This window comes from Pseudomonas salicis (assembly GCF_057128705.1).
Genome location: NZ_JBSKHU010000007.1, coordinates 172,700 through 195,880, shown reverse-complemented (window position 1 = coordinate 195,880; position 23,181 = coordinate 172,700). Strand labels below are relative to the sequence as shown.

The following is a 23,181-nucleotide window of genomic DNA, read 5'->3' as shown; positions in this document are numbered from 1 at the left end:
TCAGCTCTTCCTCGTTTCATTGCCGAGCGCAGGCTCCAGGCAATCGATGAACAGGCAGGCAGCGAGCAGATCGGCCGCGCCGCCAGGGGATGCATTCAGGCTTAGCAGCTGCTGATCCAGCTCATGCAGGGAGCGACGTCCGCTGAGGGTCGCGCTGCCACCCGCGTCCAGCACCTTTTGCGCGCCGTGCTGCATGGCCTGCAAACCCTGCTCGCCCGCGCGATACAGCACGCAGGTGTCGGACAGCGTGGTCATGATCGCCAGCAGGGCGTCGAGCCGTGCGTTCTGCTCGCCATTACCTGTCGAGCGGCTGCGTTTGAGTTGTGGCAAGCCAGTTTGCGTGACTGCCGGAAAGCCCATCTGCGCCTGTTCGCGTGCGCCCGTTGCGCCGAATTTGCGCGCGACCTGAGCGCCGTGGCTGTTGTTGACGGGCTGATTACGATCTTCGATCAAGGCCAGACACCCAGCGCGCAGTCCCAACCCCGCAGGCGACAGATCAGACGCATCAAGTGCAGCGGCCGTGACCAGCAGACCGAGCGCCCAGATCGCGCCACGGTGGGTGTTCACGCCCCCAGTGGTACGCATCATCGCGACTTCGCCTTCACGTCCGATGCGGCCAATCGCTTCACGCAAAGGCTGGCCAATCTCGCCGATCTCAATGGCCGCTTCCGCCATTTCCTTAAAAGCAGGCCATAGCGACAAGGCCGACGCGTGCATCAGGCCCAAGTGCAGGTCCGTGTGCGCGCCGCTGCTGCGACGGTCGACCAGCGCCGGTTTGGGCGACAGATCGGCTTCGTCGATCAGCGCGTCCACCGCCAGATCTGCCAGACGCTCGGCCAGAGGCAGCGAACGCGGTGCGTCGTTGAATGCAACGTTGAGTGCACGCATCACCAGCTCCTGAATTTCGCAGGCGGGCTGTACAAACCACCGGACCACTCCACCAGCTCGGCGATGCTTTTGGCGGCCAGCAGCTCGCGGCTGGCATCGGTGCGACGAATCCCCAAGTCCTCAGGCAGCGCGATCAAACCTTCGCGACGCATGCGGGCGGTGTCTTTGGGGTTGTGGCGCAGGCCAATCGAGGTGACGCCCGCGACCGCTGCGATCATTGCCTGACGCTCTTCGAGGCTGCGCGCCTTGTAGAGATAGGCGATGCCCTCTTCGGTCAGCAAGTGGGTCACGTCGTCGCCGTAGACCATGATCGGGGCCAGCGGCATGCCGCTTTTCTTGGCGACGTCGATGGCGTCCAGCGTTTCGACGAAGGTCGGTTTACCGCCTTCCTGGAAGGTCTCGACCATCTGCACCACGAGCTTTTTGCCGCGTTCGAGGTAGGCGTCGGTGTCCGGGTTTTGCTGACGCATGTCGAGCCAGGCAGGGGTGCTGTGCCGGCGACCGCGTGGGTCGTGACCCATGTTGGGCGCCCCCCCGAAACCCGCAAGCCGACCCCGCGTGACCGTCGAGGAATGCCCATCACCGTCCACTTGCAGCGTGGCACCGATGAACAGGTCCACGGCGTACTGGCCTGCCAGCTGGCACATCATCCGGTTGGAACGCATCGATCCGTCGCGACCGGTGAAGAACACGTCCGGGCGGGCCGCGATGTAATTCTCCATGCCCAGTTCGGTGCCGAAGCAATGCACACTTTCGACCCAGCCGCTTTCGATGGCCGGGATCAGGGTCGGATGGGGATTGAGGGTCCAGTTGCGGCAGATTTTGCCTTTCAGACCCAGCGACTCGCCGTAGGTCGGCAGGATCAGCTCAATGGCAGCCGTGTTGAAACCGATGCCGTGGTTCAGCGACTGAACGTTGTGTTTCTCGTAGATGCCGCGAATCGCCATCATCGCCATCAGCACGTGAACAGGCTTGATATGGCGCGGATCACGGGTGAACAGCGGTTCGATGTAGAAAGGCTTGTCGGCCACCACCACGAAGTCGACCCAAGAGGCGGGAATGTCCACGCGCGGCAGGTCGCTGACGTCGTCCACCAGTTGATTCACCTGCACGATGACGATGCCGTCGCTGAACGCGGCAGGCTCGATCAGGGCAGGGGTGTCTTCGGTGCTGGCGCCGGTGTAGATGTTGCCTGCGCGGTCAGCCATGAACCCGGCAGACAGCACGACGTTGGGAATCAGGTCTACCAGCAGGCGAGAATACAGCTCGATGTACGTGTGAATCGCGCCGATTTCCAGCAGGCCGTCTTCCAGCAACTGGCTGATGCGCAGACTTTGCGTACCGGCAAAAGAGAAATCGAGCTTGCGGGCGATGCCACGTTCGAAGAGGTCCAAGTGCTCGGCGCGGCCGACGCTGGGCATGATCATGTGCAGGTCATGGAGCTTGCCGGGATCGGCCTTGACCAGAGAGCGTGAAAGAAAATCCGCCTGTTTCTGGTTGTTGCCTTCAAGCACCACGCGATCACCGGGCGCAATCAACGCCTCCAGTGCCGCGACGATCTTGTCGGTGGGCAGAACCACGCCATCGGCGAGGCAACGCACTTGTTCGAGCCGCCGCTGCTTTTCGCTGCGACGGCGCGACCAGCGCGGGTCAAGTTTTGTTGTAGTCGTCATGCTGACTCCACGAGTTCGCTGTCGTGGGTCACATTAGGGCGAGTGGGTTGGGGGCATCAATCAAGCAGAGACGTGGATCGTTACGGTTGGAGTAACGATGGGTGCGTCACCCGTTGATTTGATAACGGGTATTTCGGCCGCCACCTGGAAGTTTCATCAGGCAGCCTTTTTCCAACAGGTCTGAAAGATGGCGAGTTGCGGTGGCCTTGCTGACCTTCGCGACGGCCTGATATTGGGCCGCGCTGATCCCCTCGACGAATCCCCCACCGGCTTTTTCGGACAACACGTCACCGTTCAGCAAACGGTTGAGGACTTTGGTTTGCTCAGGAGAAAGGCCAGCATCCCGGTGCTTTTGCCAGAAACGCGCCTTCGCCAGCACGCGGTCGATACGTTGCATCGCCTGTTCGAGCGCGCTGAGTAAAGTCTCCAGAAACCAGGTCAGCCAAGGTGTGATATTCAAACCGCTGCGCTGGCTCGACTCCAGAACGTGGTAGTAACTCTGCCTCGTACTCAGGATGCTTGCGGACATGGCATAAAACCGAATGGCCTGATGATTGGCTTGCGCCAGCGCCAGATCGGTAATCGCTCGGGTCAGGCGGCCATTGCCGTCATCGAAGGGGTGGAGCGTTACAAACCAGAAATGCGCGACTCCTGCACGCAGCATGGGGTCCAGCGCATCGTTCGTGCGGCTGGCGTTGAACCAGTCGAAGAAATCATTCAACTGCCCTTCCAGCCCCTCTCGCCCCGGCGCCTCGAAATGAACGATGGGCCGGTCAATCCGCCCGGACACCACCTGCATCGGCTCACTTCCCCGTAACGTTCCTACGCTTGCACCTTTGGCCAGCAGTGAATCGACTTCGGGAAAGAGCAAACGATGCCAGTGCATCAGTCGGGGGAACGTCAGAGGTGCGTCGTGATGCTGGGTGGCGTCCAGCATCAATTCCGCAAGGCCTTCACTGCGCGGCGTGACTCGCTCATCGCTGGCGAGCCCGAGGCGCTTGGCCAGAGAAGAGCGCACAGAGCCTACATTCAGTTGCTCACCTTCAATGGCCGATGAGGTGAGGATGTTTTGCAGCATGGCATCGAGCTCAGTCTGCGCATTGGCAGATATATCCGAGACGCAAAGCATGCCCAGTAGCCTTCCCTGGGCCTGATTACAAGCCCGCAACAGAGGCGCTAACAGCCCGTCGTCCCAATTGAAATTGGGCCATCGGGCGTGTTGCCAGATCCATTCGGGAGAGTGATTCACAGAAATCCTCACAGTGCGTGAGCCGAATATTGGGGAAATATGGCTCATATATTGAGCCGAATATGCGTTTTATTCGGCTCATAGTCCAGCGTGAGGATAAGTAGAACGCACCGCTCCCTGTAGCCGTCGGGCTTGACGGCGGCGTCACGGAAATCGTCGCAGCCGGCAAGCCGGACTGCTACAGAGGTCTTGCCCACTACCTGCCAGTAGGCTCCCTACACCAACCCCGCATCCACCAACCACTGCTCCAATCCCACCAGATCCGGCACTTTCGCGACCGTCTCGCCCACCTGCACCGCCGCCAGTTCCAGCGCGGCCAGCGGCACATCGACGTAACTCAACTGGCTGTCCAGTTTGCAGGACCGAGGAATCCCTTGGGTCAGCAGGGCGATGAATTTCAGGTCAGGCCTTGCGCCCAATGCGTTGAGGACGACGATGCGTGCTCGGCCACCAACGCGGGCGCGGTTGCCGCAGGCGGCTTCGAAGCAGAGCAGCGGGAGACTGCGGTGGCGCCAATTGATGGGGCCCAGGTACCACGGAGGCGCGGCAGGGTCGGCGACGCTGTCCTGATAGTCGATCAATTCGGCGACAGCCACGTTGGGCAGCAGGAGGTGCCGGTCGCTCAAGGGGATGAGCAGGCCGGTGAGGCTGGTCAGGCGTGCGGTTTGGGTCGTGGTGTCAGACATGCACGTGGCTCCAGTGGGCGATGCTCTCCAGCAGCGCCGCTTCCTGATACGGCTTACTCATGTAGTCGTTGACCCCCAGCGCCATGGCCCGATCCCGGTGTTTCTGCCCGGAGCGGGAGGTGATCATGATGATCGGCAGGTGCTTCAACGCTTCGTTTTCGCGCACTTTGCCGGCCACCTCGAAGCCGTCCATGCGCGGCATTTCGATGTCGAGCAGCATCAGGTCTGGCGTGTGTTCCTGAAGCAACGCCATGGCGTCCACCCCGTCCTTGGCGGTCAACACGTTCATGCCGTTGCGCTCCAGCAAACGGCCCGTGACCTTGCGCACGGTGACCGAATCGTCGACCACCATCACCAGCAACGGACGTGTCTGTTCGGGTTCGACATAACGGGACGGCGCCTGCCCCGACACCTGCAGCGCCAGCATCTGTGCGTGCAAGCGGCGGATGTGGGCGAACAGGTCGAGGATCAGCACCACGCGCCCGTCGCCGAGAATGGTCGCGCCGGAAATCCCCTGCACGCCCGCGAACTGCGGGCCGAGGTTTTTCACGACAATTTCCCGCGACCCCATTAAAGCGTCCACCTGCACGGCCACCCACTGGTCATGCACGTGCACCAGCAGCACCGGCAGCGGTTGGGTCTGGCCCGAGAATTTCGGTGGTTGGCCATTGTTAAGCAGCTCACCCAGATAGCGCAGCTCATACGTGCGCTCGCCATACTGATAACGCGGGGGCGCTGACTGGTAATACGTTTCCAGCTCACCGGGCATCACGCGCACGATGCCTTCGACACTGTTCAGCGGTACCGCGTATTGCTCGTCGCCGCACTGCACCATCAACGCCCGATTCACCGACACCGAGAAGGGCAGTCGAATGCGAAACCGTGCGCCCTGCCCCGACCTCGAGTCAATGACCATAGAGCCGCCCAGCTCTTTCACTTCAGCATGCACCACGTCCATCCCGACGCCACGCCCGGAGATCTGCGTGATGGTCTCAGCGGTCGAAAAACCGGCCTGAAGAATGAACTGCAAGGTGTCGTGTTCGCTCAGCTCGGCATCCGGGGCAATCAAGCCGCGCTTGATCGCCTTGCGCCGCACGGCTTCGAAATCGACACCGGCGCCGTCGTCGCTCAATTCGATGACGATATCGCCGCCTTCGTGGGCGAGGCTCAGGGTGATGTGGCCGGTTTCAGACTTGCCCGCAGCGAGGCGTTTTTCGGTGCTTTCCAGGCCGTGGTCAATGGCGTTGCGCAGCATGTGTTCCAGCGGCGCGACCATGCGTTCCAGGACGTTGCGGTCCATTTCGCCTTCGGCGTTGACCACGTCGAACTTGACCTTTTTATGCAGCTCGCCCGAGACCTGCCGCACGATGCGGCGAAGGCGCGGCACCATGCGTTCGAAAGGCACCATGCGTGTGCGCATCAGGTTTTCTTGCAGCTCGGTGTTCACCCGCGCCTGTTGCGACAGCAGCGTTTCGGCCTCATGAGTGCGGGTTTCCAGGGTTTCCTTGAGGTCCATCAGGTCGGACGCGGACTCGAACAACGCCCGGGACAACTGCTGCAATTGCGAATGTCGGTCCATTTCCAGCGGATCGAATTCCTCGTAGCCCTCACGCGCGGCCTGATGATCGCGGCTGAGAATTCGGCCCTGGGTCTCGATGTCCAATCGACGCAATTGGTCGCGCATCCGCTCGATGGTGGTTTCCATCTCGGCAAGCGTGATCTGGGCGTCGCTGACCTGCTGTTCAATGCGGCCCCGGAAGATCGACGTTTCACCCGCCAGATTCACCAAATCCTCCAACTGCTCGGCAGGCACCTTGACCATTTCCGGGCCGCTGCGCTCGGCTTCGGCATCCGGCGCGGCGGGGGCTGGCTCTGCAACTGACGGTGCTACAACGGGCGAAATCTCCGCCGGTTTGGCGACGACTTCCTGAACGCCGCCCGAAGCGGAATAGTGCGCAATGCTCTCGATCAGCAGCGCCGGGTTGGGCAACGGCTCGTAACCGCGCACGGCATCGACCATGTCAGCGAGCATGTCGTGTCCGCTTTGCAGCAGGCCGTTGAGCAGCGCGCTGTTCTTGAGCGCACCGGAGGCGAGGCCTTCGTACAGCGACTCCATTTCATGGGCGAGGTCGCCAATCGGGGCGATTTCCACCATCCGCGCACCGCCCTTGAGGGTGTGCAGGTCACGCAGCAGGTTTTCTACTTCGAGCGTGTTCTGCGGATCGGCCTGCCAACGCACCAGCGCGGCGCTGGAACTCTCAATGATGTCGTCGGCTTCTTCGAGGAAGATTTCCAGCAACTCGGGATCGCGCTCGTCCAGCGGCTGGATCATCGAGCCGACGTTTCTCGGCTCGGCGTCGGGTGCCAGCACCGGCCCTGTGGATTGTCGAAACGACCGGATTGATTCGATCAAGGCTTGGGGAGAGGCCAGTTCGCTGCGGTTTTGCAGCTGTTCGAGCATCAAGGCCAGATGATCGTGGCTGCGGATCAGCAAATCCGCCAGCGCCGGGGTGTGACTGCAGCGTCGGTCGATCAGGCTTTCATAAAGCGATTCAAGCTCGTGCCCCAGGTCGCCGACTGGGCCGATTTCGGCCATCCGTGCGCCGCCCTTTAGGGTGTGCAAATCCCGTTGCAACGGAGACAGCGGCATCGGGTTTTCGGGGTCGTCCAGCCAGCGCTGAAGTGCATGGCCTGCGCTGTCGAGGATGTCGACGGCTTCCTCAAGGAAGATGTCGACGATTTCCTGATCGATGTCGTCTCGCTCGGACTTGGCTTCAATCGGCTCAGCCTCCAGATGACCGGTGGCCTCGCTCAGTTCCGTCACGCGGGTCGCCAGCCCGCCTTCGCTCGTGATCACGCCCATGGCAGACGGGTCGAGACCTTCTTCCAGCAACTCGCGCAGTGCCCGAACCCGCTCAGGGCATGGCTGGACCTGCTGACCCGCCGCGACCTGATCGAGCATGTTGATCAGTGCTTCATGGGCGTTTTCGGCTTCATGAAAGAAGCGGTCGCTGACCGCCAGACTGCTCTCTTCAACCGCGCCATACAGGTCGAGCAGGGCTTCGCACAATTCATCGACCTGCGGCAGATCCGCCATGTGCGCGCCGTGACCGAGCATGGTCAGTTCATCGAGCAGCGCGTTGAGCTCCTGACGCTCACCCGGATGCTGCCGCCAGCGTTTGAGCAGGTTTTCGGCGTCCAGCAGGATGTCCATGCCTTCGGCCAGGAAGCTGGCGATCAGTTGCGGATTACGGCGAATACGCAGGCCGTTGTTGTCGGCGCTCAAGGCAGCGGCCATTCGGTCGTCGAGCAGTTCGTGAGCAGCGGCGATCAATGCGCCAGCGCCTTCGATGGGCATCAGCGGATCGACATCCAGCTGCGCCAACCCTTGATGAAACAGCGGTTCGGCTGAGCGCAGCAGCTCGATTTCAGGCGAGCCGACGGCGATCAGGTTGGTCTTGAACTCGCGCACCAACTGATCCAGCGGGCTGGCCAGTTCGGCCATTGGCAACACGCCCGCCATGTAGGCGCTGCCCTTGAGGGTGTGCAACGCGCGGAGCAGTTCGTCGCTGAACGACGGCGATTCTTCGCCCTGAGCGGCGTTGAGGTAGCGATTCAGCACGTCCAGATGGGTCTGGGCTTCCTGACGGAAAATCTCCAGCAATTGCGGGTCGAAACCCTCGTCTTCCGGTTCTGCAACCGGGACAGGTGCCGTCACCTCAGGCGCTTCGCTTTCGCCTTGGGCCAGCGCGTGGGCACGGGCGGCGAGCAGGTCCACGTCGTCGCGCTGACGCTGCACGTCTTCGGCGAAGTCCCGGATGACATCCGGCAGCAGCATCAGCACGTCACGCAACAATTGCTGGACTTGAGGTGAGGGTTCAACGCTGTGCTCCAACACGCGGTTGAGCAGGTTCTCCACCGACCACGCCAGCTCGCCAATGATGAGCGCCCGGACCATGCGCCCGCTGCCTTTAAGCGTGTGAAACGCGCGACGCATCTCGCTCAATGCCGTGACGTTTTCGGCATCGTGCAGCCAGCGCGGCAGGTATTCGTGCAGCGCTTCAATGACTTCATCGGTTTCTTCGAGGAACACGTCGCGCAGTTCGTCGTCCACCGGCGGCTCGTCCTTGGGCGGCGGCAACAGGCTGGCAGGGACATGGCGCGCAGGCGGGTTGACGGCGGACACCGGGCTGGCCAGGACTTGGGCGATGCTCTGGCCGTTATCGGGCGACGCCGATTCGTCCAGTTCGTCCTGACGCACGATCTCTTCGAGGACCGGTACGTCGGCCTCGGCGACCGGCGAATAACCGAGTTTGGCCAGGCTCTCCTGAGCCAGGTCCAGCACATGCTCGCCCGGCGCTTCCGGGTCTTCGGCCATGCGCTCCAGGTAATACTCGATGCCGATGATGACGTCGGCCAAGTGGTCCAGCTGCGACCAGGCCGGACGCTGACCGTCTTTCAACAGGTGCTCGACGATGTAGTCATTGCACGCTGCCAGCAACCCCGATGCGCGGGCCAGCGGAATCATCGCCAGCGCGCCGCGCACCTGCGTCAGCTGCGCAGACAGTGGAGACAACCGCTCGCGATCCCGTTCGCCATCCACGTAATCGTCGATGGCGTCCTTGGCCTGCTGCAGCACGGCGCGGGCCTCCTTGATCACCAACTGATGAATCTGGCTCAGATCGGTGGTGGGCAAGCGGCTTTCTTCGGGGCTGCTCTGATCGACGGTCCCGGCCATGCCTGCCAGCGTTGCTTCGACGTAGAGCAACGCGCCCGCGACGTCCATGAGGGTCGGGTCATTGGGTTCCCGTTGGCCCTGGGCCATGCCTTGCACGACCGCCAGTTGATCGATGATGACCTTGCGTGGCTGGCCGAAACCCAGCACCGCCAGCGTGTCGGCGATCTGCCGAAGCGGCGGCAGCAGAGCATTGAGCTCACTCACATGCTGCCGGTCGCCACGGACGAAAACGTCCAGTCGCTCCTTGGTGCCGACAAGCTCATCGCACAAGGCGATGATCACCGAGCGCATGGCGTCCCGGTCGGGGCCGGCCAGCCGGGTGCGCTCTTCATCCACCAGCGCGCTTTCAGGCAGGGCTTCGGCCAGGCCGTATTGATCCTTCAAATCCATCATCCTTTGCGCCTGACTGTCCGATTTGGCGATGTAAAACAGCAGACTTTTCAGCAGCTCATCCGGAGCGGGCTGATTGATGCCTGCGATGCCCTGCTCCAGCAGCCGCTTGAGTTCCTTGTCGGCATCCTTGAACAGGCTGCGCAGGGCCGGGCTGTTGGTGAAATGTCCGCCCGCCATGGTCTCGACCAGCGCGGACGCGATGCGCCACAGCGGTTCCAGCGGCGCATCCCGACACAGCACTTCGAGGCGGGCGAAGACCTTGCTCATGTAGCCGAGCTGGGTCTGCATGTCTTGTTCGCGCAGCAGGCCGACCAGTGCGGTTTGCAGGCTCTGGCGCCACTTGCGCAATTTGACGGGAAGTTCGGGAAAGTCGCGCTCAGCCAGCGCCTGTTCGTCGAGCGCCGGAATCGACAGCAGTTGCGGCGAAAAGAGGCTGGTTTCCGAGAGCAGGCTTTCACCTCGTGCGCTGCGCAGATCGTTGAGCAGTGGCAGCACCACCAGCGGCAAGTCGCGTCGGGCGGAATACACGCGGTCCAGGTACACCGGCAATTGGCTCATCGCCAGGTTCAACAGCTGTACGGCTTCGGCTTCTTGCCCCACACGCCCCTTTTGCAGCGCCACCGCGAGCTGCTCGATCTCTTCGGCGAACAGCGCGGCGCCATAGAACTCGATCATTTGCAGGCTGCCGTGGACCTGATGGATGAAGCCCAGGCAGACGTCCATGGCCGCAGGGTCATGAGGACGCGCGACGAAAATGTCGAGTGCCTGCCGGGCGTGCTTCAGGGTGTCGGCGATCTCGCCCTTGACCCACTCCAGGGCCACGTAGTCGTGACGGTCAGCCATGGTGGCTCCAGTTGCCCAAGTCCTGTGACCTGACGATCAATGTGAGTCCCGCGAGGGCGGCAGTGTAAAACCGGACACCGAACGGCGCATCTCGCTGGCCATCTTCGCCAGATTGCCCATGCTCTGCGCAGTGGCTGCGGTGCCCGACGTGGTCTGCGTGGTGGTCTGCTGGATCACGGTCATGGTCGCCGAAATCTGCTGGCCCAGCGCGGCCTGCTGCTGCGCGGCGTTGGTGATGCTTTCGACGAGCGCCGCCAGCACTTTGGAGACCCCTTCGATTTCCTCCAGCGCCACACCGGCATCCTGCGCCAAACGTGCGCCCCGCACCACCTCAGTCGTCGTCTGCTCCATGGAGATGACGGCCTCGTTGGTGTCGTTCTGAATCGCCCGAACCAGTGTTTCAATCTGCTTGGTCGCCGACGATGAACGCTCGGCCAGACGCTGAACCTCGTCCGCCACCACCGCAAAGCCTCGACCGGCATCTCCCGCCATGGACGCCTGAATCGCGGCATTGAGCGCAAGGATGTTGGTCTGGTCGGCAATGTCGTCGATCAGGCTGACAATGTCGCCAATTTCTTGAGAGGACTCCCCCAAGCGTTTGATGCGCTTGGACGTGTCCTGAATCTGTTCGCGAATGTTGTCCATGCCGTTGATGGTGTTGTGCACCACCTCGTTGCCCTTGTTGGCAATTTCCACAGAGCGCTCGGCCACGGCCACCGATTCGCCTGCGTTGGCCGAGACCTGATCGATGGACATCGCCATGTCGTTGATCGCGTTGGACGCTGCCGCAATCTGCAACGCCTGATGCTCGGACGCTGCGGCGAGTTGGGTCGCGGTGGTCTGAGTGTCCTTGACCGCGCCGAAGACCTGCTCGGCGGTGAGGTTGATGGTCGCCACCAGCTCGCGCAATTGGTCGATGGAGTAATTGATCGAGTCAGCGATGGCACCGGTGAAGTCCTCGGTGACCGATGCCGCCACCGTCAGGTCGCCGTCGGCCAAATCTTCGATTTCATCCAGCAAGCGCATGATTGCGGTCTGGTTGCGCTCGCTTTTCTCGGCGGTCTCGCGCAACTGGCGGTTGGTTTCCCGCACCATCACCAGGCCGATCAAGATGATCGACCCCAACGCCAACAGCCCCAACAGATAGCCCACGTAGATGTTGGCTTTCCGCCCGCCGGCCATGTGTTCGAAGCTGTTCGCCAGCACCGACGCTTCGTCGAGCAGCGTTTGGGACAGGGTAAAAATGTTGCCAGCCGACTCGCGCACATCGAGCAGTTCCGGCGACGTTTCCAGAATTTCGTCAACCGATCCCGACACGAACTGGAACAGCTCGGCGATTTCGGCCAGTCGTGCGCGGGCGTCGCGGTCTTCGACCTGGGTGATTTTCAGCGTTGCGTTGCCCTCCAGCATGCCGTTGAGAACGCGACCAAACTGGCTGGCATCCCGACCAAACGCGTCAGCGGCCTGAACCGCGGTTTCGTCGCCCGAGAGCACGGTGTTCACGGCGCCGAGAATCCGCTCGGCCAGCAGTGACTGACGCTGGGCAAGCGCGACCTGGCTGGCCGGGGCACGGGTTTGCAGCAGAATATCAACGACCTTTTCCGACTCGATCTGCAATTGCGGGATGGTCTCGGCCAACGTCGCAGCCACCTGGTGCAGGGACAGCACCGTTTGCTCGCGGGAGAGAATAACATCGGTGCTTTTTCGCAGATTTTCCCAGTCGTTCTGTACGGCTTTCAGCTCATCGCTGACTTCGATCGGCGCCGCAGGAAGCCCTGTGTTTTTGTCGCCTTTTTTCAGATATTCCCAGCGCGTGTCGAAATCGTTGCGCGCGTCGGCCAGCAGTTTGAAGGCCGCAGCCTTGCCCGCCGCCGCTTCGGTGGCGTTCTTGGCGATGCGCTGGGACAGCACGCGCAGCTCGCCCGCGTGGCCGATGTACTGTTTGTCGTAGTTGGATTGCGTGCTCAGGTACGCAAAGTTGACGAACAGCAACATGATGAAAATGATCAGGCAGACGAACAGCACGACGATTTGCGAGCGGCTGAATGCGCCTTCCAGTGACTTGCCGGTATTACTCATTGCTCAGGGCTCCGCCTGACGTTCGGTTGTGTGGCCAAACCGGATTAAAGGGCGACATTCAAGAAGCCCGGCGATTGCACCAACGCTCTGGGGCTGAACACCCGCCAGGCCTGCTCGCGCAGGAAACGGCCTTGGAGGTAGGGCGCAATGTCGGGGTCGCTGTCGTCAGGGGATTCCGGCATCAGGCTGCGCTCATTGAAGTGCTGCATGCCCAACACCTCGTCCACCAGCAGACCGGCGAACACGTCCTGATGATCGATCACCAGCACCCGGCGCTGCTTGCGCAAGGGCGACAGTTCATGGCCGAAGAAAGCGTGCAAATCCATGATCGGCAACAACCGCCCGCGCAGGTTGGCGATGCCCCGAACCCAAGGCTTCACGCCTGGCAACGCGGCATAGCGAGGCTCATGCAGGATTTCGTCGACTTCGCCCATCGGCGCGACGTACAAATGCTCGCCCATGCGAAAACCGATGCCGCTCCAGCCTTGCTGCCGGGTTTCCTGCAACGGAAGTCCGGCCGCCAACGAGCGGCACCGCTGGTCGATGTCGAGCAGCAGTTGAAAGGCAGTTTGTGACTGAGCCATGGACGCTGGCCGGCCTTCAGCCCGCCAACACCGCGTTCAGGGTTTTCATGAGGGTTTCTTCGTCCACCGGCTTGGTCAGGTAATCCCGCGCACCCTGGCGCTTGCCCCAAACCTTGTCGGTTTCCTGATCCTTGGTGGTGATCATGATCACCGGGATCATGTTGGTGTCGGCATCTTTAGTCAGTTGGCGGGTGGCCTGGAAGCCGTTCAGGCCGGGCATGACGATGTCCATCAGCACCGCGTCGGGTTTTTCCTGACGCGCCAGGGCGACGCCATCGGCACCGTTTTCAGCCTTGAGCACCTGATGACCGTGCTTTTCCAGCATCCCGGTCAGCTTGTACATTTCGGTCGGCGAGTCGTCGACGATCAGAATTCGAGCCATGGTGCATCCCCATAGAAACAGCCGCCCCTCACGGAAGGCACGGCATCAAGATAGTTGTTGTTCTACTGCCACGAACCCTGGCACATGAGCCTTGATCGCGCTGAGCAGCTCTTCCTTGCTAAACGGCTTGGTCAAAAACTGATCGGACCCGACGATACGCCCCTTGGCCTTATCGAACAGCCCGTCCCTGGAGGACAACATGATCACCGGCGTAGACTTGAATGCCCGGTTGTTCTTGATCAACGCACAGGTCTGATACCCGTCCAGCCGGGGCATCATGATGTCGACAAAAATGATTCTTGGATGATTATCGGCGATCTTGGCCAGAGCATCGAAGCCATCGACAGCGGTGATCACCTCACAACCGACGTTCTTCAACAGCGTCTCGGCGGTCCGACGAATCGTGCGCGAGTCGTCGATGATCATGACTTTCAGTGGGGCTGAATGCTGTTCCATATCTGCTCTACCATCGCCAAGGCGATTCAGATGGGTTTGCCTTCTGCCTGGCTTCTGGTGCTGTTTGAATCGCTGAACCCCCATCTAGAGGGGTATATGACAACTGACCTGACGTCAGATGCCGAGCCTTTTTAGCACACTCTAAAGGCGCAATCCATAAAGCAAATGCGCCACGCTTGCCCCTTGACCGCGAGCCAGCGCAGCGCCACCCTGACGCGTATTTTCAGGCCCACACAGGCCATTACCGGACAGAGGATATACCCCATGAGCGTTCGCGTTGGCATTGTCATGGACCCTATCGAGCGCATCTCCTATAAAAAGGACAGCTCGCTGGCCATGCTCCTGGCGGCGCAGGCGCGCGGCTGGTCGCTGTTCTACATGGAACAGCAGGATTTGTATCAGGTAGCCGGTCAGGCCCGCGCCCGCATGAAACCGCTGAAAGTCTTCGCGAACCCGGAGCACTGGTTCGAATTCGAAGCCGAAATCGACAACGGCCTCGACGATCTCGACGTGATCCTGATGCGCAAGGACCCGCCGTTCGACATGGACTTCATCTACACCACCTACCTGCTGGAACAGGCCGAACGTGCGGGCACGCTGATCGTGAACAAGCCGCAAAGCCTGCGCGACTGCAACGAGAAGCTGTTCGCGACGCAATTCCCGCACTGCACGCCACCCACGCTGGTGAGCCGTCGCGCCGACATTCTGAAGGCCTTCGCCGCCGAACATGGCGACGTGATCTACAAGCCGCTGGACGGCATGGGCGGCACCTCGATCTTCCGCCACCGCGCCGAAGACCCGAACCTGTCGGTGATTCTCGAAACCCTGACCGTCAACGGCGCGCACCAGATCATGGCCCAGGCTTACCTGCCAGCGATCAAGGACGGCGACAAGCGCATTCTGATGGTCGATGGCGAGCCGGTGCCGTACTGCCTTGCACGCATTCCGGCGGCTGGCGAAACCCGTGGCAACCTGGCCGCCGGTGGCCGTGGCGAAGCCCGCCCACTGAGCGACCGCGACCGTTGGATCGCCGCCGAAATCGGCCCGACCTTGCGTGAAAAAGGCCTGTTGTTCGTAGGTCTGGACGTGATCGGCGACCACCTGACCGAAATCAACGTCACCAGCCCGACCTGCATCCGCGAAATTGACAATGCGTACGGCACCGATATTGGTGGGCTGCTGATGGATGCGATCGAGAAGAAGCTGAAGGCCAAGTAACCCTCTCCACTGTAGGAGTGAGCTTGCTCGCGATAGCGGTGTGTCAGTCAATGAATGTGTTGCCGGCCCAACGACATCGCGAGCAAGCTCACTCCTACACGTGCTATGCGTCGATTGCTCTGCCCACTAATCGGCCCGCCGTCATCAAACCCCAAGACGTCCCTGACATTGCGTTATCATGCGCGGCCTGAATTTCGCCTTAGGTTGGTTTTCGCAATGCTGGTTCATGTGATTCCGGAGCGCCGATGAACGCGGCGGTCGACAGTGATCTCCCGATGGCCCTGATCCGCACCCACGTGCGCCCGCGTGATCGTCTGGGTTTTACCCTGCTGATCGCGGCCCTCGTGCATCTGGCGCTGATCCTTGGGGTGGGATTCACCTACGTCAAACCCGAAACCATCAGCCAGACCCTGGAAATCACCCTCGCCCCCTTCAAAAGCGACACCAAGCCGAAGGACGCAGACTTCCTTGCCCAGGAAAACCAGCAGGGCAGCGGCACCCTCGACAAGAAAGCGGTGCCCAAGACCACTGAAATCGCCCCGTATCAGGACACCCAGATCAACAAGGTGACTCCACCGCCTGCCGCCAAGCCGGTGGTGAAGCAGGAAGCGCCCAAGACCGCCGTCGCCACCAAGGCACCCGCGAAAGAAAAGACCGTCGCCAAACGGGACGAAGTCAAAACCGAAGAGCCGAAGAAAGCCGCGCCGACCTTCGACAGCACGCAGCTGAACAGCGAAATCGCCAGCCTCGAAGCCGAGCTGGCCGACGAGCAGCAGGCGTACGCCAAGCGTCCGAAGATTCATCGCCTGAGCGCGGCCTCGACCATGCGCGACAAGGGCGCCTGGTACAAAGAGGATTGGCGCAAGAAGATCGAGCGCATCGGCAACCTCAACTACCCCGAAGAAGCCCGCCGTCAGCAGATCTACGGCAGCCTGCGGATGATGGTGTCGATCAACCGCGATGGCTCTTTATATGAAGTGCTGGTGCTGGAGTCGTCCGGGCAGCCGCTGCTGGATCAGGCAGCCCAGCGCATCGTCCGACTGGCCGCGCCCTTCGCCCCATTCACCGGCGACCTGTCGGACATCGACCGACTGGAAATCATCCGCACCTGGAAATTCGCCCGTGGGGACAAGCTTTCCAGTAATTGAGTCCAGACATCAACACCTGTAGGAGTGAGCTTGCTCGCGATTGCTGTTGATCAATCAACATCTTGGGTGCAGACATACTGCTATCGCGAGCAAGCTCACTCCTACAGGCGCGTCATTCGCCGTGAAATCGCTTCAGCCTCGGTGACTCAACACATGAAACCTGACCCACGTCGCGATTTATCCCCCGCTGCGTCGGTTCTGCCAGTTGTCACAGCAGCCCTACGGCGCCACACTAGGGCTCATGAAAAACGTCACTCCGTCGTACCTCAAGCACCAATTTCTGATCGCCATGCCCCACATGCACGATGAGAACTTCGCTCAGACCTTGACCTACATTGTCGAGCACAACGCCAATGGCGCCATGGGTCTGGTGATCAACCGACCGCAAAGCCTGTCGCTGGCCGATATTCTCGAACAGCTGCGACCGGAATTGGCGCCGCCCGCCCGTTGTCAGCACATCCCCATTCATGTCGGCGGCCCGGTGCAAACCGACCGTGGCTTCGTCCTGCACCCCACCGGCCAGGTGTTCCAGGCCACGGTCGACCTGGGCGGCATCTCGCTGTCCACCTCCCAAGACGTGCTGTTCTCCATCGCTGACGGCTACGGCCCTGATCAAAATTTGATCACGCTGGGGTACGCGGGCTGGGATGCGGGCCAACTGGAAGCTGAATTCGCGGCCAACGCCTGGCTCAACTGCGCGTTCGACCCGACCATTCTGTTCGAAGTCGACAGCGAACTCCGCCTCGACGCCGCCGCCGCCAAACTCGGCATCAACCTGAATCTGCTGACCAGCCAGGCGGGCCACGCCTGATGGCTGCATTGCGTCTGCTTCTGGGCTTCGACTACGGCACCCGCCAAATCGGCGTAGCCGTCGGCCAGGTGATCACCGGCCAGGCCCGGGAACTCTGTACTTTGAAAGCTCAAAACGGTGTTCCCGACTGGGACAAGGTGCAGGCCCTGATCACTGAGTGGAAGCCTGACGCTATCGTCGTCGGCTTGCCGCTGAACATGGACGGTACGCCCAGCGAGATGAGCGCCCGCGCCGAAAAATTCTCACGCAAGCTAAATGGCCGCTTCAACCTGCCCGTCTATACCCACGACGAGCGTCTGACGACCTTCGAAGCCAAAGGCGAGCGCATGGCCCGTGGCGGCCAGCGTGGCAGTTATCGTGACAACCCAGTGGACGCCATCGCGGCTGCATTGCTGCTGCAGGGCTGGCTGGACGCCAACGGCGCGCTGTTTGAAACCTGAGCGGTTTACACTGCACGACATCCGAGTTTTAGCCCTGCCGTCCGAAGCCCCACGGCCGGGTTCTTGAAGGAGCCACTATGACCCTGCCCAACCCCGCCGCCCTGATCAGCCAGATGGCAATCGATCTGAACGCGCACCTCAGCAAACGTGGCATCAGCGAACCCCGCTTCATCGGCATCCGTACCGGCGGCGTGTGGGTCGCGCAGGCCCTGCTAGAAGCCCTGGGCAGCCAGTCGCCGCTGGGCACGCTGGACGTTTCTTTCTATCGCGACGATTTCAGTCAGAACGGCCTGCACCCTCAAGTGCGGCCGTCGGAGCTGCCGTTCGAGATCGAAGGCCAGCATCTGGTGCTGATCGATGACGTGCTGATGAGCGGCCGCACCATTCGCGCGGCCCTCAATGAACTGTTCGACTATGGCCGCCCCGCCAGCGTGACGCTGGTGTCGCTGCTGGACCTGGACGCTGCCGAGCTGCCGATTCGTCCGAATGTGACCGGCGCGACGCTGAATCTGTCTCCAGACGAACGCGTCAAGTTGTCCGGCCCGACGCCGCTCACGCTGGAGCTGCAAGACCTTTCCACCGATTCCGCCGCCCTCTAAGAGTCCTTTGCGATGACGCCTCTCGACGCCAAGCGCCCGCTGCAACTGAACCATCAGGGTCAGCTGCAACATTTCCTCTCGCTCGACGGTTTGCCCCGCGAACTGCTCACCGAAATCCTCGACACCGCTGATTCGTTCCTCGAAGTCGGCGCCCGGGCGGTGAAAAAAGTCCCGCTGTTGCGCGGCAAAACCGTGTGCAACGTGTTCTTCGAGAACTCGACGCGCACCCGCACTACCTTTGAACTGGCGGCACAGCGGCTGTCAGCGGACGTCATCACTCTGAACGTGTCGACGTCCTCCACCAGCAAGGGCGAGACGCTGTTCGACACCCTGCGCAACCTTGAGGCCATGGCCGCCGACATGTTCGTCGTACGTCACGGCGATTCAGGCGCGGCGCACTTCATCGCGGAGCACGTTTGCCCGCAGGTGGCGATCATCAACGGCGGCGACGGACGTCATGCACACCCGACGCAAGGCATGCTCGACATGCTGACCATCCGCCGCCACAAGGGTGATTTCAAGAACCTGTCGGTGGCCATCGTCGGCGACATCCTGCACTCCCGCGTGGCGCGTTCGAACATGATCGCGCTCAAGGCGCTGGGCTGCCCGGACATCCGCGTGGTCGCGCCGAAAACCCTGCTGCCGATTGGCGTCGAGCAGTATGGCGTAAAGGTCTACACCGACCTGACCGAGGGCCTCAAAGACGTGGACGTGGTGATCATGCTGCGTCTGCAACGGGAAAGAATGTCCGGCGGCCTGCTGCCAAGCGAAGGGGAGTTCTACCGCCTGTTCGGCCTGACCACCGCTCGCCTGGCCGGCGCCAAGCCTGATGCCATCGTCATGCACCCCGGCCCGATCAATCGGGGCGTGGAAATCGAATCGGCGGTGGCCGACGGCGCCCACTCGGTGATCCTCAATCAAGTGACCTACGGCATCGCAATCCGCATGGCCGTTCTGTCCATGGCCATGAGTGGCCAAACCGCCCAACGTCAGTTCGAGCAGGAGAACGCCCAGTGAAGTTCAGCATCCTCGGCGCTCGCGTCATCGACCCTGTCAGCGGTCTGGATCAAGTCATCGACGTTCACCTTGAGGCAGGCAAAATCCTCGCTCTGGGCGCGGCCCCCGCCGATTTCTCGCCTTCGCAAACCATCGACGGCAAAGGCCTTGTGGCTGCGCCGGGCCTGGTTGACTTGAACGTGTCTCTGCGCGAACCGGGCTATAGCCGCAAAGGCAGTATCGCCAGTGAAACCCGCGCCGCTGCGGCCGGTGGCGTGACCAGCCTGTGCTGCCCGCCGCGCACCAAGCCGGTCCTCGATACCTCGGCAGTCGCCGAGTTGATTCTGGACCGCGCCCGCGAAGCCGGTCACAGCAAGGTATTCCCCATCGGCGCGCTGAGCAAGGGTCTGGAAGGCGAGCAACTGGCCGAACTGATCGCCCTGCGCGATGCCGGTTGCGTGGCGTTCACCAACGGCCTGACCAATTTCAGGAGCAACCGCACGCTGTGCCGCGCGCTGGAGTACGCCGCGACCTTCGACCTGACCGTGATTTTCAATTCGCAGGACCACGATCTGGCAGCAGGCGGTCTGGCTCATGACGGCCCGACGGCAGCGTTCCTCGGCCTGCCGGGCATTCCGGAAACCGCTGAAACCGTGGCGTTGGCCCGCGACCTGCTGCTGGTCGAACAAAGCAGCGTGCGCGCGCACTTCACGCAATTGACCAGCGCGCGGGGCGTGGCATTGATCGCTCAGGCGCAAGCCCGTGGTTTGCCGGTGACGGCCGACGTGGCGTTGTATCAGCTGATTCTGACGGACGAAGCGCTGATCGACTTCTCCAGCCTCTATCACGTGCAACCGCCCCTGCGCACCCGCGCCGACCGCGACGCGCTGCGTGAGGCGGTCAAATCGGGCGTGGTTCAAGCGATCTCCAGCCATCACCAGCCTCATGAACGTGACGCCAAGCTGGCCCCGTTCGGCGCGACCGAACCGGGGATCAGCAGCGTCGAGCTGCTGCTGCCGCTGGCGATGACATTGGTGGAAGACGGCCTGTTGGACCTGCCGACGCTCCTGTCGCGTCTCAGCGCAGGCCCTGCAGCGGCCCTGCGTTTGCCTGCGGGCCAGCTGGCAACGGGTGCGGCGGCAGATCTGGTGTTGTTTGATCCTGCGGCTTCCACTGTGGCAGGCGAAAAATGGCTGTCGAAGGGCGAAAACAGCCCGTTCCTCGGCCACTGCTTGCCGGGCGCCGTCAGGTACACCTTCGTGGATGGGCGGATGAGCTATATTGCGTAGTTAACCCCCGTAGCAACACGGCTCGCCGACGGTGGCGCCTTCAAAATCGCTACCGTCGGCAAGCCAGACTGCTACAGGGTTTCGCGACGTTCGTTTCAACGACGTCGGGCATTTTTCTCCGAAATCTGGTCATTCAACGTCCAGAAGTCATACAAAATTCCCACGAAGAACAGGCCTCCGGTGAGCAGGTAAATGATCCCGGTGATCCATTTGCCCTGATACATCCGATGCAGCCCGAACACGCCTAGAAACGTCAGCAGAATCCACGCGACGCTGTAATCGGTCGGTCCGTCGCTAAAACGCGTGTCCGCCTGTTCGTCCATCGAGGGGATCAGGAACAGGTCAATCAACCAGCCAATCCCCAACAGCCCCAACGTGAAAAACCAGATCGTACCGGTCACCGGCTTGCCGTAATAGAACCGGTGAGAGCCGGTAAAACCGAAAATCCACAACAGGTATCCCATGACTTTGCTGTGGGTGTCTGGCCGCTGGCCGTCCGGGTAATAGGTGTTCATTGGGTACCTCTTTTGCGGCAATAGAAAAAAATATGCGTAAGTTTTGTGACTTTAGTGATGCCGTCCGACGTATGGCTTGAACCTCTGTCCATCCCTGCAAACCCTTGTTCTGCAAGGGGGAGGCTACAGCGATGTGACATTTTTGCGGTCAATTCTGACTTCAAGGGCAGTAAATTGTTCGACAAGTGGGATCAGAATCCTTGAAAAAGCTGTTATAAAGTTGCGCGCTGACCCACATGAGCCCTGCCTAATGCGTCCATTTTTGAAGACATGGCTGACTATCTGTCTATTTATGCCACTGGCCGCCCACGCCACCAATCGTGAGCAACCGCTACCTCCAAGCTTCACCGGATTTACAGCGAACAGTCATCCTTCGCCAACATCGGTAGCGAGTAAAAAAGTCACCCAAGAGGCCCTCGAAGAAACGGCAATGCCGCTCGAAACCTCTGGTAAGAAAAGCCGAACCACCAAAGGGAAAAAAGCCCAGGCCGGTTCTCACAAGATTTCGCAGCACACCGTCGCCCTCGCCACAACGGGGCAGATGGGCACCAAGCAAAGCAGCAATGTAGTCAACCGGGCCGTCAAGGCCATCGGTACACCTTATCGTTGGGGCGGTACTAGCCCAACAAAAGGGTTCGATTGCAGCGGCTTGGTGAAATACGCGTTCAACGACGTGAGTGAAGTGGATTTGCCGCGCACCTCCAATGCCATGTCCGAAGGACACGGGCAAAAGGTCGATCGCAAGGACTTGAAGCCAGGCGACTTGCTGTTTTTCAACATCAAGAGCCGTCAGGTGAATCACGTCGCGATTTATCTGGGTGATGACCGCTTCGTCCACGCGCCTCGCCGTGGCAAGGCCGTGACGATCGACACGCTGAAAAAGCCGTACTGGGACAGCCACTACGTCGTGGCCAAACGTGTACTGCCGAAGCAGCCACCGAGCAAGAAAGGCACCGTGCGGATCGCTCAACGCTGATCTGCGACGTTCTGTCTGACGCCGGAACAGCCTGTTGAATGCAATGCCTGTGGGAGCGAATTCATTCGCGAGACGGTGGTACAGCCGATAGAGTTTTATCGGATGCACCGGCCAATCGCGAGTGAATTCGCTCCCACAGTCGTTTAGGGCTTTTGAATCAAAAGTTATCCGGCGTCTTCGCCTTCTCGCGAGCGCTTTCCCGCGTGATCAGCCCTTTGGTCACCAGGTCTTTCAGGCACATGTCCAGTGTCTGCATCCCCAACGCGCCCCCGGTCTGAATCGACGAGTACATCTGCGCCACTTTGTCCTCGCGGATGAGGTTACGGATCGCCGACGTGCCGATCATGATTTCGTGCGCCGCGACCCGACCGCCGCCTACCTTTTTCAGCAAAGCCTGCGACACGATGGCGTGCAGCGATTCGGACAGCATCGAGCGAATCATCGATTTTTCCTGAGCCGGAAACACGTCCACAATCCGGTCGATACTTTTCGCCGCCGACGTGGTGTGCAGGGTGCCGAACACCAAGTGCCCGGTTTCCGCAGCGGTCAGCGCCAGTCGAATGGTTTCCAGGTCCCGCAGCTCACCCACCAGAATCACGTCCGGGTCTTCCCGCAGTGCCGAACGCAGAGCTTCGGCAAAACCGTGGGTGTCGCGGTGGACTTCGCGTTGGTTGATCAGGCTCTTCTTGGACTCGTGAACGAATTCGATCGGGTCTTCGATGGTCAGGATGTGGTGGTGCTTGTTGGCGTTCAGGTAATCGACCATCGCGGCGAGCGTCGTCGATTTACCCGAACCGGTCGGCCCGGTGACCAGCACCAGTCCACGGGGTACGTCTGTAATCTTCCGAAACACTTCCCCCATGCCCAAGTCTTCCATGCTCAGGACCTTCGACGGAATGGTCCGAAACACGGCGCCTGCGCCACGGTTCTGGTTAAACGCGTTGACCCTGAACCGCGCAACGCCAGGCACTTCAAAGGAAAAGTCCGTCTCCAGATCTTCCTCGAAGTCCTTGCGTTGCTTGTCGTTCATGATGTCGTAGATCAGCGCCTGGACTTCTTTCTGGTCCAGCGCTGGCAGGTTGATCCGCCGCACATCGCCATCGACCCGGATCATCGGCGGCAGGCCAGCCGAGAGGTGTAAGTCCGACGCGCCTTGCTTGGCACTGAAGGCAAGCAGCTCGGTAATATCCATACAGCTCCTCATCACATAGAATGCCG

19 protein-coding genes are annotated in these 23,181 nt (G+C 61.1%); 8 read left to right on the top strand and 11 right to left on the bottom strand.

Features of this window, described 5'->3' with window-relative positions; genetic code table 11:
- The 9 genes from ACWKWE_RS24820 to pilG form a co-directional block, all read right to left on the bottom strand.
- Entirely contained in the window at positions 1 to 888 is an 888-nt protein-coding gene (locus tag ACWKWE_RS24820) for a triphosphoribosyl-dephospho-CoA synthase (RefSeq protein ID WP_483851992.1), read from the bottom strand.
- Complete coding sequence (gene mdcA, locus ACWKWE_RS24815) at positions 888 to 2,561, bottom strand: malonate decarboxylase subunit alpha (RefSeq protein ID WP_483851991.1); 1,674 nt, start codon at positions 2,559 to 2,561, stop codon at positions 888 to 890. The genes ACWKWE_RS24820 and mdcA overlap by 1 nt, the downstream gene beginning before the upstream one ends.
- A gap of 106 nt (positions 2,562 to 2,667) precedes the next feature.
- Positions 2,668 to 3,858, bottom strand: coding sequence for a Fic family protein (locus ACWKWE_RS24810; protein WP_483851990.1), 1,191 nt, complete (start codon positions 3,856 to 3,858; stop codon positions 2,668 to 2,670).
- Between the two features lie 167 nt (positions 3,859 to 4,025).
- The gene (locus ACWKWE_RS24805; RefSeq protein WP_483851989.1) at positions 4,026 to 4,496 is read right to left on the bottom strand and encodes a chemotaxis protein CheW; all 471 of its coding nucleotides are present in this window, start codon (positions 4,494 to 4,496) and stop codon (positions 4,026 to 4,028) included.
- Positions 4,489 to 10,470 carry a hybrid sensor histidine kinase/response regulator gene (locus tag ACWKWE_RS24800; RefSeq protein WP_483851988.1) on the bottom strand — a complete coding sequence of 1,994 codons (5,982 nt, stop codon included), beginning with the start codon at positions 10,468 to 10,470 and terminating at the stop codon, positions 4,489 to 4,491. Before ACWKWE_RS24800 ends, ACWKWE_RS24805 begins: the two co-directional genes overlap by 8 nt.
- A 36-nt stretch (positions 10,471 to 10,506) precedes the next feature.
- Positions 10,507 to 12,549, bottom strand: a complete 2,043-nt coding sequence (locus tag ACWKWE_RS24795) for a methyl-accepting chemotaxis protein (RefSeq protein WP_166595743.1) — start codon at positions 12,547 to 12,549, stop codon at positions 10,507 to 10,509.
- A gap of 44 nt (positions 12,550 to 12,593) precedes the next feature.
- The gene (locus ACWKWE_RS24790) at positions 12,594 to 13,133 is read right to left on the bottom strand and encodes a chemotaxis protein CheW (protein ID WP_166595744.1); all 540 of its coding nucleotides are present in this window, start codon (positions 13,131 to 13,133) and stop codon (positions 12,594 to 12,596) included.
- Positions 13,134 to 13,149: 16 nt separating this feature from the next.
- Positions 13,150 to 13,515, bottom strand: a complete 366-nt coding sequence (gene pilH / locus ACWKWE_RS24785) for a twitching motility response regulator PilH (RefSeq protein ID WP_093468272.1) — start codon at positions 13,513 to 13,515, stop codon at positions 13,150 to 13,152.
- A 45-nt stretch (positions 13,516 to 13,560) separates the two neighbouring features.
- Entirely contained in the window at positions 13,561 to 13,971 is a 411-nt protein-coding gene (gene pilG / locus ACWKWE_RS24780; RefSeq protein ID WP_341961371.1) for a twitching motility response regulator PilG, read from the bottom strand.
- Between the two features lie 264 nt (positions 13,972 to 14,235).
- Here pilG and gshB point away from each other — a divergent pair, with 264 nt between their 5' ends.
- From gshB to ACWKWE_RS24745, 7 genes are all read left to right on the top strand, one after another.
- Positions 14,236 to 15,189 (top strand): glutathione synthase, encoded by a 954-nt coding sequence (gshB, locus tag ACWKWE_RS24775; protein WP_166595745.1) that lies wholly within the window; start codon positions 14,236 to 14,238, stop codon positions 15,187 to 15,189.
- Between the two features lie 245 nt (positions 15,190 to 15,434).
- Entirely contained in the window at positions 15,435 to 16,337 is a 903-nt protein-coding gene (locus tag ACWKWE_RS24770; protein ID WP_166595746.1) for an energy transducer TonB, read from the top strand.
- A gap of 241 nt (positions 16,338 to 16,578) precedes the next feature.
- Positions 16,579 to 17,148 (top strand): YqgE/AlgH family protein, encoded by a 570-nt coding sequence (locus ACWKWE_RS24765; protein ID WP_483851987.1) that lies wholly within the window; start codon positions 16,579 to 16,581, stop codon positions 17,146 to 17,148.
- Positions 17,148 to 17,588, top strand: a complete 441-nt coding sequence (gene ruvX / locus ACWKWE_RS24760) for a Holliday junction resolvase RuvX (protein ID WP_166595748.1) — start codon at positions 17,148 to 17,150, stop codon at positions 17,586 to 17,588. The genes ACWKWE_RS24765 and ruvX overlap by 1 nt, the downstream gene beginning before the upstream one ends.
- Before the next feature lie 77 nt (positions 17,589 to 17,665).
- Positions 17,666 to 18,187, top strand: coding sequence for a bifunctional pyr operon transcriptional regulator/uracil phosphoribosyltransferase PyrR (pyrR, locus tag ACWKWE_RS24755; protein ID WP_341961365.1), 522 nt, complete (start codon positions 17,666 to 17,668; stop codon positions 18,185 to 18,187).
- A 12-nt stretch (positions 18,188 to 18,199) separates the two neighbouring features.
- A complete protein-coding gene (locus ACWKWE_RS24750; RefSeq protein WP_166595750.1) occupies positions 18,200 to 19,204 on the top strand; it encodes an aspartate carbamoyltransferase catalytic subunit in 1,005 nt (334 codons plus the stop codon).
- Positions 19,201 to 20,472, top strand: coding sequence for a dihydroorotase (locus tag ACWKWE_RS24745; protein ID WP_483851986.1), 1,272 nt, complete (start codon positions 19,201 to 19,203; stop codon positions 20,470 to 20,472). Before ACWKWE_RS24750 ends, ACWKWE_RS24745 begins: the two co-directional genes overlap by 4 nt.
- A gap of 95 nt (positions 20,473 to 20,567) precedes the next feature.
- On the opposite strand, the gene ACWKWE_RS24740 is transcribed toward ACWKWE_RS24745, so the two are convergent.
- Positions 20,568 to 20,987, bottom strand: a complete 420-nt coding sequence (locus ACWKWE_RS24740; protein ID WP_166595752.1) for an NINE protein — start codon at positions 20,985 to 20,987, stop codon at positions 20,568 to 20,570.
- A gap of 250 nt (positions 20,988 to 21,237) precedes the next feature.
- Between ACWKWE_RS24740 and ACWKWE_RS24735 the strand changes: the two genes are divergently transcribed.
- Positions 21,238 to 21,963 (top strand): C40 family peptidase, encoded by a 726-nt coding sequence (locus ACWKWE_RS24735; protein ID WP_166595753.1) that lies wholly within the window; start codon positions 21,238 to 21,240, stop codon positions 21,961 to 21,963.
- Positions 21,964 to 22,120: 157 nt separating this feature from the next.
- Here the strand turns inward: ACWKWE_RS24735 and ACWKWE_RS24730 are convergent, their stop codons facing one another.
- Entirely contained in the window at positions 22,121 to 23,155 is a 1,035-nt protein-coding gene (locus tag ACWKWE_RS24730) for a type IV pilus twitching motility protein PilT (RefSeq protein WP_166595754.1), read from the bottom strand.
- Positions 23,156 to 23,181 lie beyond the last annotated feature (26 nt).